Source organism: Gordonia aurantiaca (assembly GCF_039939235.1).
Taxonomy (GTDB): domain Bacteria; phylum Actinomycetota; class Actinomycetes; order Mycobacteriales; family Mycobacteriaceae; genus Gordonia.
The window spans coordinates 1,047,373-1,061,819 of the sequence record NZ_JBDUUF010000001.1 but is presented as its reverse complement, the minus strand read 5'-3'; the positions used below and the strand labels follow the sequence as shown (position 1 = coordinate 1,061,819).

10 protein-coding genes and 1 pseudogene are annotated in these 14,447 nt (G+C 67.7%); 3 read left to right on the top strand and 8 right to left on the bottom strand.

The genetic code is table 11. The features are described from left to right. Positions 1-7 precede the first annotated feature (7 nt). Positions 8-454: pseudogene (locus ABFT43_RS04845) on the top strand (large conductance mechanosensitive channel protein MscL); the annotation flags it as partial. 133 nt (positions 455-587) lie between these two features. Then, positions 588-716 (top strand): hypothetical protein, encoded by a 129-nt coding sequence (locus ABFT43_RS04840; protein ID WP_258307039.1) that lies wholly within the window; start codon positions 588-590, stop codon positions 714-716. A 96-nt stretch (positions 717-812) separates the two neighbouring features. Here ABFT43_RS04840 and ABFT43_RS04835 read toward each other — a convergent pair whose 3' ends face one another. From ABFT43_RS04835 to ABFT43_RS04805, 7 genes are all read right to left on the bottom strand, one after another. Beyond that, positions 813-2,519, bottom strand: coding sequence for an ABC transporter ATP-binding protein (locus tag ABFT43_RS04835; RefSeq protein ID WP_347959213.1), 1,707 nt, complete (start codon positions 2,517-2,519; stop codon positions 813-815). A 224-nt stretch (positions 2,520-2,743) separates the two neighbouring features. Then, the gene (locus ABFT43_RS04830; RefSeq protein WP_347959212.1) at positions 2,744-3,475 is read right to left on the bottom strand and encodes an MspA family porin; all 732 of its coding nucleotides are present in this window, start codon (positions 3,473-3,475) and stop codon (positions 2,744-2,746) included. 70 nt (positions 3,476-3,545) lie between these two features. Next, positions 3,546-4,193, bottom strand: a complete 648-nt coding sequence (locus ABFT43_RS04825; RefSeq protein WP_347959211.1) for an MspA family porin — start codon at positions 4,191-4,193, stop codon at positions 3,546-3,548. Between the two features lie 691 nt (positions 4,194-4,884). Beyond that, a complete protein-coding gene (locus ABFT43_RS04820) occupies positions 4,885-5,553 on the bottom strand; it encodes a MogA/MoaB family molybdenum cofactor biosynthesis protein (protein WP_006898898.1) in 669 nt (222 codons plus the stop codon). 97 nt (positions 5,554-5,650) lie between these two features. After that, entirely contained in the window at positions 5,651-7,135 is a 1,485-nt protein-coding gene (locus tag ABFT43_RS04815) for a S1C family serine protease (protein ID WP_347959210.1), read from the bottom strand. A 201-nt stretch (positions 7,136-7,336) separates the two neighbouring features. Beyond that, positions 7,337-8,857 carry a sensor histidine kinase gene (locus ABFT43_RS04810; RefSeq protein WP_347959209.1) on the bottom strand — a complete coding sequence of 507 codons (1,521 nt, stop codon included), beginning with the start codon at positions 8,855-8,857 and terminating at the stop codon, positions 7,337-7,339. A gap of 14 nt (positions 8,858-8,871) precedes the next feature. Beyond that, a complete protein-coding gene (locus tag ABFT43_RS04805) occupies positions 8,872-9,558 on the bottom strand; it encodes a response regulator transcription factor (RefSeq protein WP_347959208.1) in 687 nt (228 codons plus the stop codon). A gap of 252 nt (positions 9,559-9,810) precedes the next feature. Between ABFT43_RS04805 and ABFT43_RS04800 the strand changes: the two genes are divergently transcribed. After that, entirely contained in the window at positions 9,811-13,983 is a 4,173-nt protein-coding gene (locus ABFT43_RS04800) for a bifunctional nitrate reductase/sulfite reductase flavoprotein subunit alpha (RefSeq protein WP_347959279.1), read from the top strand. A 92-nt stretch (positions 13,984-14,075) separates the two neighbouring features. Here the strand turns inward: ABFT43_RS04800 and ABFT43_RS04795 are convergent, their stop codons facing one another. Beyond that, complete coding sequence (locus tag ABFT43_RS04795; protein WP_347959207.1) at positions 14,076-14,420, bottom strand: DUF2834 domain-containing protein; 345 nt, start codon at positions 14,418-14,420, stop codon at positions 14,076-14,078. Positions 14,421-14,447 lie beyond the last annotated feature (27 nt).

Sequence of the window (14,447 nt, the reverse complement as noted above, 5' to 3'; positions counted from 1 at the left end):
CCGGATGCCGAGTCGTGCCGGGAAAGCGACGGCTCGGCTTCGCTCAAGCGATCCGCGCCACGGTGTGAAAGGGCGCGCCGGCCGGCGAGGCGTACGCACCCCAGTCGGGTCCGCTCGCGCCGTACGAGTCGCCGTCGGGTGCCGGTACGACGCAGCGCATCTCGGCTCCCCCGCAGCCGGGTCAGCCGTCCCAGCAGGGTCCCTCCCAGTCGGGACCGCAGTCGTCGCCCCTGTTCGGCTCGCCGCAGGGTCAGCCCGGCGGTCCGGGAGGCCAGCCGTACCCGACACCCCAGCCGGCCCCGGGCAACTACCCGCCCCCCGGCAACTACCCACCCCCGGTAACTACCCGCCGCCCGGTTCCCAGTACCCGGGCGAGCAGTACCCCGGTGAGCAGTACCCGGGCGAACAGTTCCCGGGTGACGGTCCGAACGCTCCGGGACGCCACTCGCGCTGAGCTCGCAGGAAGCTGACAGCGCGCACCATCCGTACCCCAAGGTTGCGCTCCTACTTTGGGATTCGTCGCACAGAGACGTTGCGACCCGCCGGAGCCGATGCCCCGGCGCGTCACTCGATGCAAGGATGGACGAATGCCGAACAAGCCCCAGAACCGCAAGCCGCAGCAGCCCAACGGCGGCCGGCCCGGCCCGCAGCAGCGCAAGCAGCCGCCGCGCCCCCAGGCCCGTCCCCAGCGGCTCCCCTGGTTCTTCGGTAGCTGACACGTGGACAACGAGCCCCTGCCGCCTCGCGCGGCAGGGGCTCGTTGCATTTCACCGGATGCCGAGTCGTGCCGGAAAGCGACGGCTCGGCTTCGCTCAAGCGATCCGCGCCACGGTGTGAAATCGTCCGTCGCGCAATTCGATCCGCCGGTCCGCGATCGCCAGGACACGCGGATCGTGGGTGATCATCACCGTCGTGCGGGAGGACGCCAGCTTCGCGAGCGGTTCCAGCACCTCGTCGACGGTCTCGGCGTCCAGCCCGGTGGTCGGCTCGTCGAGGATCAGCAGGGGCGCGTCTCGCAAGAACGCTCGGGCCAATGCCACTCGCTGCTGTTGTCCACCGGAGAGATTGTCTCCGCGTTCGACGACCGCGGCGTCGAAGCCTCCGGGGAGGCGTCGGATGAACGGTGTCGCGCCGGCCAGGTCCGCGGCGGCGACGATCTGCTCGCGGGTGACGTCGGTGCTTCCGAACGCGATGTTCTCGGCGATCGTGCCGCTCATCAGTGCCGGCCGCTGATGGAGCACGGACATGTGTGCGCGCAGGGTCGGGGTGTCCATGGTCCGGATGTCGTTGCCGTTCAGGAGTATCGCGCCCGCGTCGGGGTCGTAGAACCGCAGCAGCAGGTACGTCAACGTGCTCTTGCCGGCGCCGCTGGGTCCGGTGATGGCAACGAGATCGCCGGCGTCGATGTCCAGCTGCACGTCGTCGAGCACCGTCGAATCCGTCTGCGGGTAGGCGAACGAGACGCCGTTCAGGGTCAGGCTCACCGCCGACGCCACCGGACCCGGCGGCACGTCATCTCCGTCGAGCGTCTCGGCCACGCCGACCGGCGCATCCAGCACCTGCGCGACGCGTTCGGCGCTCGCGGTCGCCGCAGTGACGTCGACGACGAGTCCGCCCAGCGTCTGGATCTGCGGGTACAGGTAGCCGAGATAGCCGGTCAGCGCGATGAGGGTGCCCAGTTCCGCTGTGCCGGATGATATCTGCCAGGCTCCGAGGACGATCACCGCGATCATGCACAGCACCTCGACGACGGTGACGGCCTCGGAGAAGGCGGCGTCGGCACGGATCTCCGACATCCGGGCATCGCGCCATCGTCGACTCTGCCGCCCCACCCTGCGCCGGTCCCAATCGAGCTGACCGGCGGCCTGGATGGCGAACGCATTGGCGACGCCCTCGGCGACCAGGGAACTGATCCGGCCGGCCGACGATCGTTCCCGGCGCGACGCACGCTTGACGATGACGCCGAAACGGCGGGCGATCAGCCACAGCAGGGGTGCGAGGATCGCGGCAGCCAGGGCGAGCTGCCACTGGGTCACGAAAGCCGCGACGGCATAGACGATCAGGCTCACGACGGCGACGGCGGCGGTGACGACCCCGGAGGACAGCAGACTGTCGACCGCTTCCACGTCGGAGGTGTTGCGGGACACGAGATCTCCCGTGCCGAATCGATGTCGCGCATGCGGTGCGAGCCGTTGCGTGTGCACGTACAACCGGTCGCGCAGCCGGAGAAGCAGTTTCTCGGTGACCCCGCCGGTCAGCACCGCTCCCGCGTACGAGGCCGCCGCACCGATGAGGGACGCGGCGATCCACACCAGCAGCGGATCGAGCAGGGCCGACAGATCGCCGGTGATGAGGACGTCGTCGACGATGTGGGCGAACACGGCGACGGTGACGACCGTGGTCGCGACGTGGACCAGATAGCAGAGGATCGCGGCGACGAGTCGCCACCTCAAGCCGGTGAGCAGCGGGCGGAAACGACGCACGGCCGCGCACAGCGACAACGAGCCCGGTTGTTCCATCAGACGTCTCCCAGCGACGGCATCCTCACCGTCGCCGCCAAGGCTAACCCGCCGAGCTTGGGAAACCCCTTGTGCGAGGGCCGATCACAGGACCCTCACAGAACATCGTCAGCAGCCGGACAGCTGCCGGGCCCGCCACGAGACACCGCCGACGCAAACACCGCGGGGTGGGAATCCGAGTCGGATTCCCACCCCGCGGTGGAGTTGCTGTGTCAGCGAATCGATCAGCCGAGGCTGAAAGGCTTCCCGTTAAGCACGACGACGCCCTTAACGGAATCTGTGCTCACGGTTACCTGCACAACGGCCTTCGCGGATGCGTGGCCGGCGCACGAGTTCACGCCCAACTTCTCCTGGCTGTAGACCACTCCACCCTTGCTACCCTTGAAGGTGTAAGTGTTGACCTTGTAGTCGCTGTAGGCTGTGTCCGTGCCCGAAGTCGTGTTCACCAACCAGACGCGCTCAACCTGGCCGGGACCAAGGCTGACCGAGCCATTTGCACCTCCACTCGGGCTCCAACCTCCCTGACTGGGGGGCGTTTGCCACGTTCCTGTACCTCCACTGGGATCTGTGTAGGTACCACTGTTCCCGCTGCTTGGCGGACTGTATGCGTAGCCGCCCTCAGCTCCAGCCCCAGCCCCAAAGTTGACCTGACACCCGACATCGAACCCGACCTTAACCACACCGCCTTCGGCCTTACCTCCGACGGTGACGCGCACCTTGCCCGACAGCCACGCCTCGCGCGAGGTCGGAACGTTGCTGATCGCACGCTGGACGTTGACGTACTCATCGAACAACTGCACAGTCACCGGCGTGCCGTCGACGAGTGTCTTGGTGATCTTGCCACCAGGCAGCGGTCCTGCGGTCGCCCCGCCAGCGCTAAGGCTGGTTAGTCCCATCGCCGCGGCTCCGGCGATACCTGCCGCCGCAACCACGCGACGCGTGATGTTCTTCTTCATGATTCCCCTTCGTGGAATATCAATCTGCTCAGGGCAGATACGTCAGGAAGTGCTTGTTATCTGCGCCCGGTCAGTTGATGCTGAAGGGCTGGCCGTACAGGGTGGACTGGAGCAAGGTGCCCTTGCCGCTGACCGTACCTTCGTCAGTGCTGTAACCCTTGGCTGCAATAACCTTCGTCACCGAACGGACGGAAGCGAAACCACCGCACTTGTTCAGCGTGAACGAAAGCTGTGAAAGCTGAATGCTGGCGACACCCGAGTCGGACAGGTCCTTGTCGGTGATACTGACTTCCGCGACCTGGCCCGGGCTGAGGGGCAGATTCAGGGAGCCGCTCAGGCCGCCACTCTGCGCGATGAAGTCGATAGAGCCTCCAAGGCCGAGCTCGAGTCCGTCGAGGTTCACCTGACAGCCCACAAGGTAGGTAACCGCCAGGTTGCCACCCACACCCTTGCTCGCCTTCGCGGTGTAGGTGCCCGAGAGGACAAATCCGCGCGACGTCGGAACATTCGCGACAGTAGGGATCGGGTAGGCGCTCTCATTTGTCCGCCAGCTCTGCACTGTCTCGCCGTCGACGCCGGTGACCTTCTTGTAGCCGTTGGCGAGCTTCCCCGCCGCGGCGTCACCCGCACCCATACCGGCCACGCCCATGACTGCGGCCGAGGCGATCGCGACCGCGCCGGCGGCGCGACGCAGCCCACGCTTGCTGAACTTGCTCATTCGTTCCCTCTCACAGGATTCGGCTAATACCCCGCGGTGTGCGTTCACACCCACAGTCGTGACCCTCGACGTCGATGGGTTTCCAGAGAGTACCCGCTCAGCAAGCACTCACGCTCGTCTCAGCGGACGCTCAGAATCCATCGAATTCCTGGTCGCTGCTGCGTTGCCACTCGCGACAGTTCGCAGGACTCCACTCGACTCCCCGTCACTGGGGCGCCGCGCGTTGTCGAGGCGAACGTTATCGGAGTGATCTCAGGACGGGCAACAGCTGGACTCAGCCGTGTCACAATGCGAAAACGCGGGATGACAAATCAGCAATTCGCTATCTATCGCCGCCGGAAAGTTAACGGCAGATAAACACCCTGATGTTCATGGGTGCGGGCGGCACTGCTCACTCGTAATGAGGGGGTCGCTGGGCCTCCAACCAATCCTGAGAAACCCCTTTGTGATCTTGCCCACACTCATCTCGGGTGACTTCGGGAAGGTCGTCCCCGAAGATCGCATCGAGCCTCCGACGCCGGGCGGCCCGGCGCGCAGCGGCGTCGTCTCCGCTGTTCATCGCGGTTTCGGTGTTGTCGTCAGAATCGGCGGACATGCCTGCCCTCCCCGCCCTTCTGTCGGACGATCGTCCCATTTTGGCGGTCCAATCCGGTCCGGGAAATCGGACCGGGCCGTGACGCCCACTCCACCATCAGAATTCGCTGATCGACTCGATCACATACCGTGCGAGCGGTGCGACGGTGGCCATTCCGTCTCGCACGGCCGCACGCGAATCCGCGAGATTCACCACCAGGGTCTGCCCGGATATTCCCGCCAGGCCGCGTGAAAGGCCGCCGTCGGTCGCGCCTGCGGCCAGTCCCGAGCTCCGCACGGCCTCCTCGATGCCGCGGAGCCTGCGGTCCAGGAGCGGTTCGGTGGCCTCCGGGGTCACGTCGCGGGCACCGACTCCCACGCCGCCGACGGAGATCACCAGGTCCACTCCCCCGATCACCGCGGTGTTGAGCGCGTTGCGGATCTCCACCTCGTCGCTGGAGACGACGACCGCCGCGTCGACGTGGAATCCGGCCTCGGCGAGCAACTCGCCCACGAGCGGGCCCAGATGACGCTGGTCGTCACCGTGAGCCGCCTCGTCGTCGACCAACACGACCAGGGCCCGTCCGATCTCCTCGCCCTCCGGACTCCGAGACGCCTTCTCGTGGCGGGCCACGAACTCCCGTGCGGCGGCGTCGGCGGCGACCACGTCGGCCGGGTCCACCTGGCCCGGATCGCCTGCCAGTCGCACGTCCAGGGACGCTTCGGTCTCCGCTTCATCGCCGGGGAGGCCGGTGTTTCCGGTGACCGGGGATCCGGTGTCAGACATGACAGGACCTTTCTGTGTCGGTGTGCCGCCCGATCGACGGGCGATCATGTCGCGTGTTCAGTTGTTCTGCGAAGACGGGCGGCCTGTCGGTCGTGCGTCACCTCACCTCGAGGGTGCCCAGCTTCACCTGCACGGTCTTGGTCTGTCCGCCGTCGACGTAGGTGACCGACACGGTGTCGCCCGGCGCATGCGAGCGGACCGCCGCCACGAGTGCGTCGCCGGACTGGATCGGCCGGTCGTCGACCTTGGTGATGACCGCGTTCTTGGGAATGCCGGCCGTGGCCGCGGGTCCGCCCTGCGTCACGTCGGTCACGAGAGCGCCCGGGGTCGCGGCATCGCTGCTGGGCCGCACCGAGACCCCGATGTTGGCGTGGCTGGCCTTTCCGGTGGTCTCGAGCTGCTTGGCGACGCGGATCGCCTGGTCGATCGGGATGGCGAAGCCCAGCCCGATGCTGCCGCCGGACTGGTCCTGGCCGCCGCCGAGGGTGGCGATGGCGGTGTTGATGCCGATCAGGGCGCCCTTGGCGTTCACCAGTGCGCCGCCCGAGTTGCCGGGGTTGATCGCCGCGTCGGTCTGGATCGCGTCGATCACCGAGGTGGTGTTGGTGCCGGGATCGCGCGAGGTGAGGACCGGCCGGTTGAGCGCCGAGATGATGCCGGTCGTGACGGTGCCGGCGAGACCCAGCGGCGAACCGACGGCGATGACGTCCTGGCCCACGGCGAGGTTGTTGGAGTTGCCGACGGTGATCGGCGTCAGGTCGTCGCGCTCGACCTTGAGGACCGCGATGTCGGAGATGGGGTCGGCGCCGAGCACGCGGGCCTGCGCGAACGAGCCATCGGAGAAGCTCACCAAGACCTTCGACGCCGGGGCGTTGCCGCCGGCGCTGACCACGTGGTTGTTGGTCATGATGACGCCGTCCTTGGTGAGCACGACGCCCGAGCCGGAACCGAGCGCACCACCCGAGGCCACCTCGATCGACACGACGGACGGCAGCACCTTCGCCGCGACCTCCTGCACCGAGCCGGCCGGCGCCTGGACGGGTTCGGAGTCGCCGTTGGCCTTCGGGTCGCCGCCGAGAGGACCGGCGGTGATGCTGCTCGACGATCCTCCCGAACCGTCGGCGAGGTTGTAGCCAACCGCGCCTCCGACACCGCCGGCCACGAGGGCGAGGACGAGCGCTCCCACACCGACGGCGGCGAGCTTGCCGCCGTTACCGCTCTTCTTCGGCGGCTGGGACGTCAGGTCGTCGCCGGGGCCGCCGAATCCCTGCTGACCACCGAGCTGCGAACCGAACGCCGCCGGACCGGGTTGACCATAGGTGCCACCGGGCTGCCCATAGGGTGCCTGGGGGAACTGACTGGTGCCGTGCGCGCCGTAGGCCGCGGTCGGGGCACCACTGCCGGAGAACCCGGGCCCACCGCTCTGCGTGGGAAACGATCCGGAGGCCGGTCCGGGCTGATGCGTCGGTCCATGGTGTTGGGCTGCGGGCTGATCGGCACCGTGCTGGTTACCCCCGTACTGGTTGCCCTCGTACTGATTGCCCCCGTACGGACCGCCACCCTGCGAACCGCCAGTCGTCATCTGAGTCTCTTCCTCGTTCGTCCTCGCCGGCCACCGCCGGCGCTCGTCACACTGCCCGGCCGCGGCCGGGCAGTCGGCTTACCCGATCAGCGCCTCTGATCAACCCTATGTGATCGCCCACCAGGTCACACCGGTTGATCACACAGCCCCCCCGGGGCCGCCGCCCGCCGACGGTGACCTGCCGGTGCAGGCGCCTCACCATTACTGACGAATCACCTGTGGAGATGGTTCCGCGGGAGTTGCCCGGCCCGGCAGTGTCATTCGGATGAGCGCGCCTCCGGTCGGCGACTCGTCGGCCTCGACGTGGCCATCGTGGCGCTCCACCACCTGACGCACGATCGCGAGCCCGAGCCCGGACCCCGGCATCGACCTCGACTGGGTGGACCGGTAGAAGCGCTCGAACACCAGACCGCGGTCCTCCTCGGGGATTCCGGGACCCGAGTCGGCGACGGTGAATTCCGCGGTCGACATGCCGACCTGCGTCAGCGCGACCTTCACCGTCTTGCCCGGCGGACTCCACTTGGCGGCGTTGTCCAGGATGTTGAGCACCGCCCGCGACAGGCCGTGCTGCTCGCCGAAGACGTACCAGGGCGTCAGGTCGACCTCGAACTCCACGTCGTTGCGCCGGCGCCGAACCCGCTCCAGCGCCTGCTCGATGATCTCGGTGAGCTCGACCTCCTCGTACACCACCTCGGGCGCGTCCTCGCGGGCGAGGTCGACGAGATCCCCCACCAGCGTGGACAATTCCTCGATCTGCGCCATGACGTCGGCGCGCAGGTCGGCCATGTCCTCCTCGGGTACCGCAGGCGCACCGGGACGACTCACCGCGATGAGCAGCTCGAGGTTGGTCCGCAGGGAGGTCAACGGGGTTCTCAGTTCGTGCCCGGCGTCGGCGACGAGGCGGGCCTGGCGGTCGCGGGACTCGGCCAGCGCGCGCAGCATCGCGTTGAAACTCGCGGTGAGGTTGGCCAACTCGTCGTTCCCGGTCACCGGGATCGGCGTGAGGTCGTTGGTGCGCGCGACCCGTTCCACCGCCCGGTTGAGTCTGGCCACCGGGCGCAGACCCGCACGTGCGACCGTGGTCCCGGCCAACGCCGCCAAGGCGACTCCGCCACAACCGACGACGAGCAGCACCCAGGCCAGGCGTTTGAGCACCCGGTCGGTCTGGACGAGACTCTGCGCGAGCACCAGTGTGTTGCCGTCGTCGAGTTTGCGCGTGAGAACCCGCTGGTTGTGCGTCGTGCGCAGGCTCTGCAGATTCGCCCCGGGGACCGAGGGCGCCCGCACGATGTTGCGTTCGGGATCCTCGAACGGCACCTGGCCGATGAGGTAGGTCTGCCCGCTCGGCGTCACCAGCGCGACCGAGATGTTGGTGGAGAACACCGTTCCGGCCACCAACTGTTCGGGCTGGTCACGCAGTACGCCGGCGCGGGCGAGTGCGGCCATGCCGTCGGCGCGGCTCTCCAACTGCTGGTCGACCTCGTTGTACATCGCGCGGTAGACGACGAAGTACGCCGCGGCCGCCATCAGGCTGACCGACACCAGCACGACCGTGGCCGAGAGCAGGGTGACGCGGGCACGCAGCGACACCGCCCGGGTGAGCGGCATCGGCGCACGCATCTCCTTCTCCCCCGACGCGCTGTCGCGGGCGGCGAGAGCCCGCGCGACGCGGTCGCGCCACCGCGCGAACGCCGAGCCCGAGGGGGACGGTGAGGGGGACACGTTCGTGCCGACCACTAGGGCGGTGTCTCCCGCAGGACGTATCCGACGCCGCGCACGGTGTGGATGAGACGCGGTTCGCCCGCGGCCTCGGTCTTGCGGCGCAGGTAGCCGACGTACACCTCGAGCGCGTTGCCCGAGGTCGGGAAATCATAGCCCCACACCTCTTCGAGGATGCGGCTGCGCGAGAGCACTCGGCGCGGGTTGGACATCAGCATCTCGAGCAGGGCGAATTCGGTGCGGGTGAGGCTGATCGCGCGGTCGCCGCGGCTGACGTCGCGGGTCACCGGGTCCAGCGACAGGTCGGCGAAGGTGAGGGCCTCCGACTCCGCCTCGTCGTCGGGCGCGGCGCGGCGCAGCAACGCACGCAGCCGTGCGAGCAGTTCCTCGAGCGCGAAGGGCTTGGGCAGGTAGTCGTCGGCGCCGGCGTCTAGGCCGCTGACCCGCTCGGACACCGAGTCGCGTGCGGTCAGCACCAGGATCGGCAGGTCGTCGCCGGCCGAACGCAGCCGTCGACACACCTCCAGTCCGTCCAGACGCGGCATCATCACGTCGAGGATGACGACGTCGGGTCGGTCGGCGAGGATCTTCTCCAGTGCCTCGATGCCGTCGTTCGCGGTCTCGACCGTGTAGCCGTTGAACGTCAGCGACCGTCGCAACGACTCCCGGACCGCCCGGTCGTCATCAACCACGAGGATGCGCATGGCATACAGTCTTATCCACCTCGGCTGAGATCCACCTGAGCAACACCGCATATCGGGCTCATCAGGTCCCGGAATCGGCTGCGAGCTGGGATTTTCCCGCCTTCACAGTCGCGATCTCCCTCTGTGAGATCAAGTTGACGGCTGCGTAACCCCCACCTACGGGTGGGGAAACATCCGCCTTCGACGCTGGAGATCGTGACAGTCTCTCCCCCGATGCGCCCTGCCATGTCCCGACCGGTCTCCCGGTCGGTCATGTCCCTGTGTGCCTACTGCGGTGTGGGTTGCGGCATGGAGCTGAAGGTCGACGACTCCGGCATCACCAAGACCGTCGGCCGGGCCGACCACCCGACCAACTTCGGCAGGCTGTGCACCAAGGGCTCGACGACGGCCGACATGCTCGCCGCCGGTGGTCGCCTCGACGCTCCGCTGGTCCGCGACGATCGCGGCGGCGAACCACGCCGCGGCGATCTCGACACCGTCATCACCGGCACCGCCCGCCGGTTGCGGTCGATCATCGACGAGCACGGACCCGACGCGGTCGCCCTGTACGTGTCCGGGCAGATGTCGCTCGAGGCGCAGTACCTGTCGAACAAGCTGGCCAAGGGGTTCATCGGCACCAACCAGATCGAGTCGAACTCGCGGTTGTGCATGGCCAGTGCGGGCACCGGATACAAGCTGTCGCTGGGTTCCGACGGGCCGCCCGGTTCCTATCAGGACTTCGACCACGCCGACGTCTTCCTGGTCATCGGCTCGAACATGGCCGACTGCCACCCGATCCTCTTCTTGCGGATGATGGACCGGGTCAAGGCCGGCGCCAAGCTGATCGTCGTCGATCCGCGACGCACCGCCACGGCCGAGAAGGCCGACCTGTTCCTGCAGATCAGGCCCGGCACCGACCTCGCCCTCCTGAACGGGCTGTTGAACCTGCTGATCGCCGGCGGTCACACCGACGACGAGTTCATCGCGTCCTACACCGATGGTTTCGAGCAGATGCCGGAGTTCGCGGCGCAGTATCCACCCGCGGTCGTCGAGAACATCACCGGCATACCCGCCGAGGACCTGCGGGCCGCTGCACGGATGATCGGTGAGGCCGACAACTGGATGAGCTGCTGGACGATGGGACTCAACCAGTCGACACACGGAACGTGGAACACCAACGCGCTCATCAATCTTCATCTCGCGACCGGCGCGATCTGCCGGCTGGGCAGTGGCCCGTTCTCGCTGACCGGCCAGCCGAACGCGATGGGCGGCCGCGAAATGGGCTACATGGGACCCGGGCTGCCGGGACAGCGGTCGGTGCTGTCGGAGGCGGATCGCGCGTTCGTCGAGAAGGTGTGGGACCTGCCGGCCGGGACGCTGCGCACCGAGGTCGGCGGCGGCACCGTCGACATGTTCCGTCGGATGGCCGACGGCGAGATCAAGGCCGCGTGGATCATATGCACCAATCCCGTTGCATCGGTGGCGAATCGGAAGACCGTCATCCAGGGACTCGAACGCGCCGAACTGGTCATCACCCAGGACGCGTTCGCCGACACCGAGACCAACCAGTACGCCGACGTGGTGCTGCCCGCGGCGTTGTGGTCGGAGTCCTCCGGCATCATGGTGAACTCCGAACGCACCCTGACGCTGTTCGAACCCGCACTCGACGCGCCGGGACAGGCGATCCCGGACTGGCAGATCATCGCACGAATCGCGTCGGAGATGGGTTACGCCGATGCGTTCGATTACTCCAGCGCGGAGGAGATCTTCACCGAGATCAAGCAGTTCGCCAATCCCGCAACGGGTTACGACCTGCGCGGCATCACCTACGAGCGGCTGCGCAGGACGCCGATGCAGTGGCCGTGCCCACCGCTCGACGACGACGCAACCGACCTCGGGGAGTCCGGTGCGCGCAACCCGATCCGCTATCTCAACGACGGCAGGAGCCAGACGCTGCACCGCCTCGAGGACGGTTCGGTTCCCCGGCTGGCGTTCGCGACGGCCAACCGCCGTGCACAGTTCTTCGCCCGGCCACACATCGATCCCGCGGAGATGCCCGACGCCGACTACCCCTTCCTGCTGAACACCGGCCGCCTCCCCCACCAATGGCACACGATGACGAAGACCGGCCGGGTCGCCAAGCTGAACAAGCTCAACCCGGAGCCGTTCGTCGAGATCCACCCCCTCGACGCGCAGGTTCTCGGCATCTCGTCGAAGGACAAGGTGGAGGTGGCGTCGCGACGGGGCCGGGCGGTGCTGCCGGCGAAGGTGTCGGACCGGGTGCGTCCCGGCAACTGTTTCGTGCCGTTCCACTGGAACGACGTCTTCGGGGAGCACCTCGCGATCAACGCGGCCACCTCCGACGCGATCGACCCGCTGTCCCGGCAACCGGAGTTCAAGGTGTGCGCCGTGACCCTCACCAAGGTGGCGAGCAGCGAGCGCGCCGCGCCGAGGATGCCCGTCTCCGCGGAGACGGGATTGGCCGCGGCGCTCGGTGTTTCTGATGTCGCCACGCCGGAGCTCACCTCGTCCGAGCGCCTGTACCTGGCGGGACTCGCGACGGGGGCGTCCGCGGCGCCGGAGACGGCCGGTGTGCCGTCGGTCCCGGACGATGCGCCGCTTCGACCCGACGTCCGGCTGTGGGTGTCGGGGTTGCTGGCCGGGATGTTCTCCCGGTCGGAGACCGCTGTGGCAACCCGGTCGGAGACCGCTGTGGCAACCCGGTCGGAGACCGCTGCGGCGCCTGAGACCCGCTCGAGTGACGCACCCGCCGATCCAGGGGACGCCGAGGCGTCCGCCGACACGATCACCGTGTTGTGGGCGTCGCAGATGGGCAACGCCGAGGAGCTGGCCACGGAAACCGCCGAGCAAATGAAGGCCATCGGCCTCCGGGTCGCCGCGAAGGCCATGGACGAGGTCGACGTGAGCACGCTGCGGGGCACCACGCTGTTCGTGACATCGACCACCGGTGACGGCGACCCTCCGGACAACGGCTCCGCGTTCTGGGACGCGCTCAACTCGGCCGACGCCCCGGACCTGTCCGGCGTCGACTTCGCGGTGCTCGCCCTGGGCGATTCGAACTACGACGATTTCTGCGGTCACGGCCGCAAGCTCGACGAACGGATCGGCGAGCTCGGAGGTCGACGGCTCCTGGACCGGGTCGAGTGCGAGCCCGACTTCGAGGAGAGGGCCGGCGGTTGGCTCGCCGAGGTCATCCGCAAGATCAGCATGAGAAACGCCGCGCCCGCGACCGGGGTGACCGGGGACCGTGTGACCGTCGTGAGCGAACCCGCGGATTCGGCGGCCGCTCCGTCCGTGCGCACCGCATCGGCCTACTCGCGGAAGAACCCACTGGTCACCAGGCTGGTTCGGAATGTGAAGCTGAACTCACCGGGGTCACAGAAGGACGTGCGCAACCTGGGCTTCCGACTCCCGGCCGACGCCCTGACCTACAAGGCCGGTGATGCGCTGGGCGTGTGGCCGCTGAACAACCCGGCGCTGATCGAGGAGTTCCTCGACCGCACCGGGCTCGACGGCAGCCGGACCGTCACCGTCGGCGGGGACTCGATACCGCTGTACCGGGCGCTGCGGGAGCGGCTCGAATTCGCGCGTATCACAACGGATCTGGTGCGGTTCATCGGTGAGCGATCGCGATCGGACGAGCTCGAGCGGCTTGTCGCGCCCGGCAACAAGGGGGTCTTCAACGAGTGGTCCTGGGGACGACAGTCCGTGGACGTGCTCGTCGATCATCCGATCCGCGCCGACCTCGAGGAGTGGATGACCGTCCTCAAGCCGCTTGCCCCGCGGTCGTATTCGATCTCGTCGAGCCCCCTGGAAAGCCCGGACGAGGTGCAGTTGACGGTCGCGGCGGTGCGCTACAACCGCAACGGGATCCAGCGCGGCGGCGTGTGCTCGACCTTCCTCGCCGACCATGCCGAGGACACCGAGGTCGGGGTGTTCGTCACCTCCGCCACGCACTTCCGTCCGCCTGCCGATCCCGACACCCCGATGATCATGATCGGCCCCGGTACCGGCATCGCCCCGTTCCGCGCTTTCCTGCGCGAACGGGAGGCCCTGGGCCACACCGGGAAGAACTGGCTGTTCTTCGGTGAGCAGCACTCGGCCACGGACTTCTACTACCGGGACGAACTGACCACCATGCTCGGCGACGGCGTGCTGACCCGCCTCGACGTCGCGTTCTCCCGCGACCAGGACCGCAAGATCTATGTGCAGGACCGCATGCGCCAACACGGCGAGGAGCTGTACGAGTGGCTCCACGAGGGCGCCCACGTCTATGTCTGCGGAGACGCGACACGGATGGCAAAGGACGTCGACGCGACGCTGAAGGGCATCGTCGCGCAATACGGCCGGCGATCACCGTCGAGCGCCGAGGCGTACGTGAAGGCCCTCGCCGCGGACAAGCGGTACGTGCGCGACGTGTACTGAACTCGCACTCCCCCCGAAATCGCAGGTTCGCGGCAGAATCGCGAGCCGGAACTCGCGATTCTGTGGTCCAGCCTGTGATCTTGGCGCACGTTTCAGCTGCGTTGCGCCCGTTCCCGCGCGTAGAAGAAGAACGGGATCGCGGTGCCGATGCCGACGCCGAAGGTGAGCACGAGCGTCGCCCACCACCAGCCGATGATCCGCAGCCGCCGCGCCTCGCCGTACGCCCAGAGATGAAAGCCGATCACCACGAACAACAGATCGACCATCGCGAAGCGGCCGGGAGTCGTCTTCATGATGTCGCCGACGAAGAAGTCCTTCGCCGACGACGGCCCGTTGCGCTGCACGTACGGGATCGCGATCGCGTTCTGCGAGATCAGCGCGGTCACGAACACGGCGAACAGCGAACGCTCGCGCCACTTCTGGTGCGGTGCTGCCATCGATCCTCCTGGTGTCGAATGCGTCAC

What these genes read in the sequence shown, in the direction of transcription:
- ABFT43_RS04830 (WP_347959212.1), bottom strand. Translation starts at nt 3,475, where the DNA reads ATGAAGAAGAACATCACGCGTCGCGTGGTTGCGGCGGCAGGTATCGCC.
- ABFT43_RS04800 (WP_347959279.1), top strand. Translation starts at nt 9,811, where the DNA reads ATGTCCCTGTGTGCCTACTGCGGTGTGGGTTGCGGCATGGAGCTGAAG.
- ABFT43_RS04795 (WP_347959207.1), bottom strand. Translation starts at nt 14,420, where the DNA reads ATGGCAGCACCGCACCAGAAGTGGCGCGAGCGTTCGCTGTTCGCCGTG.
- ABFT43_RS04815 (WP_347959210.1), bottom strand. Translation starts at nt 7,135, where the DNA reads ATGACGACTGGCGGTTCGCAGGGTGGCGGTCCGTACGGGGGCAATCAG.
- ABFT43_RS04820 (WP_006898898.1), bottom strand. Translation starts at nt 5,553, where the DNA reads ATGTCTGACACCGGATCCCCGGTCACCGGAAACACCGGCCTCCCCGGC.
- ABFT43_RS04805 (WP_347959208.1), bottom strand. Translation starts at nt 9,558, where the DNA reads ATGCGCATCCTCGTGGTTGATGACGACCGGGCGGTCCGGGAGTCGTTG.
- ABFT43_RS04835 (WP_347959213.1), bottom strand. Translation starts at nt 2,519, where the DNA reads ATGGAACAACCGGGCTCGTTGTCGCTGTGCGCGGCCGTGCGTCGTTTC.
- ABFT43_RS04825 (WP_347959211.1), bottom strand. Translation starts at nt 4,193, where the DNA reads ATGAGCAAGTTCAGCAAGCGTGGGCTGCGTCGCGCCGCCGGCGCGGTC.
- ABFT43_RS04840 (WP_258307039.1), top strand. Translation starts at nt 588, where the DNA reads ATGCCGAACAAGCCCCAGAACCGCAAGCCGCAGCAGCCCAACGGCGGC.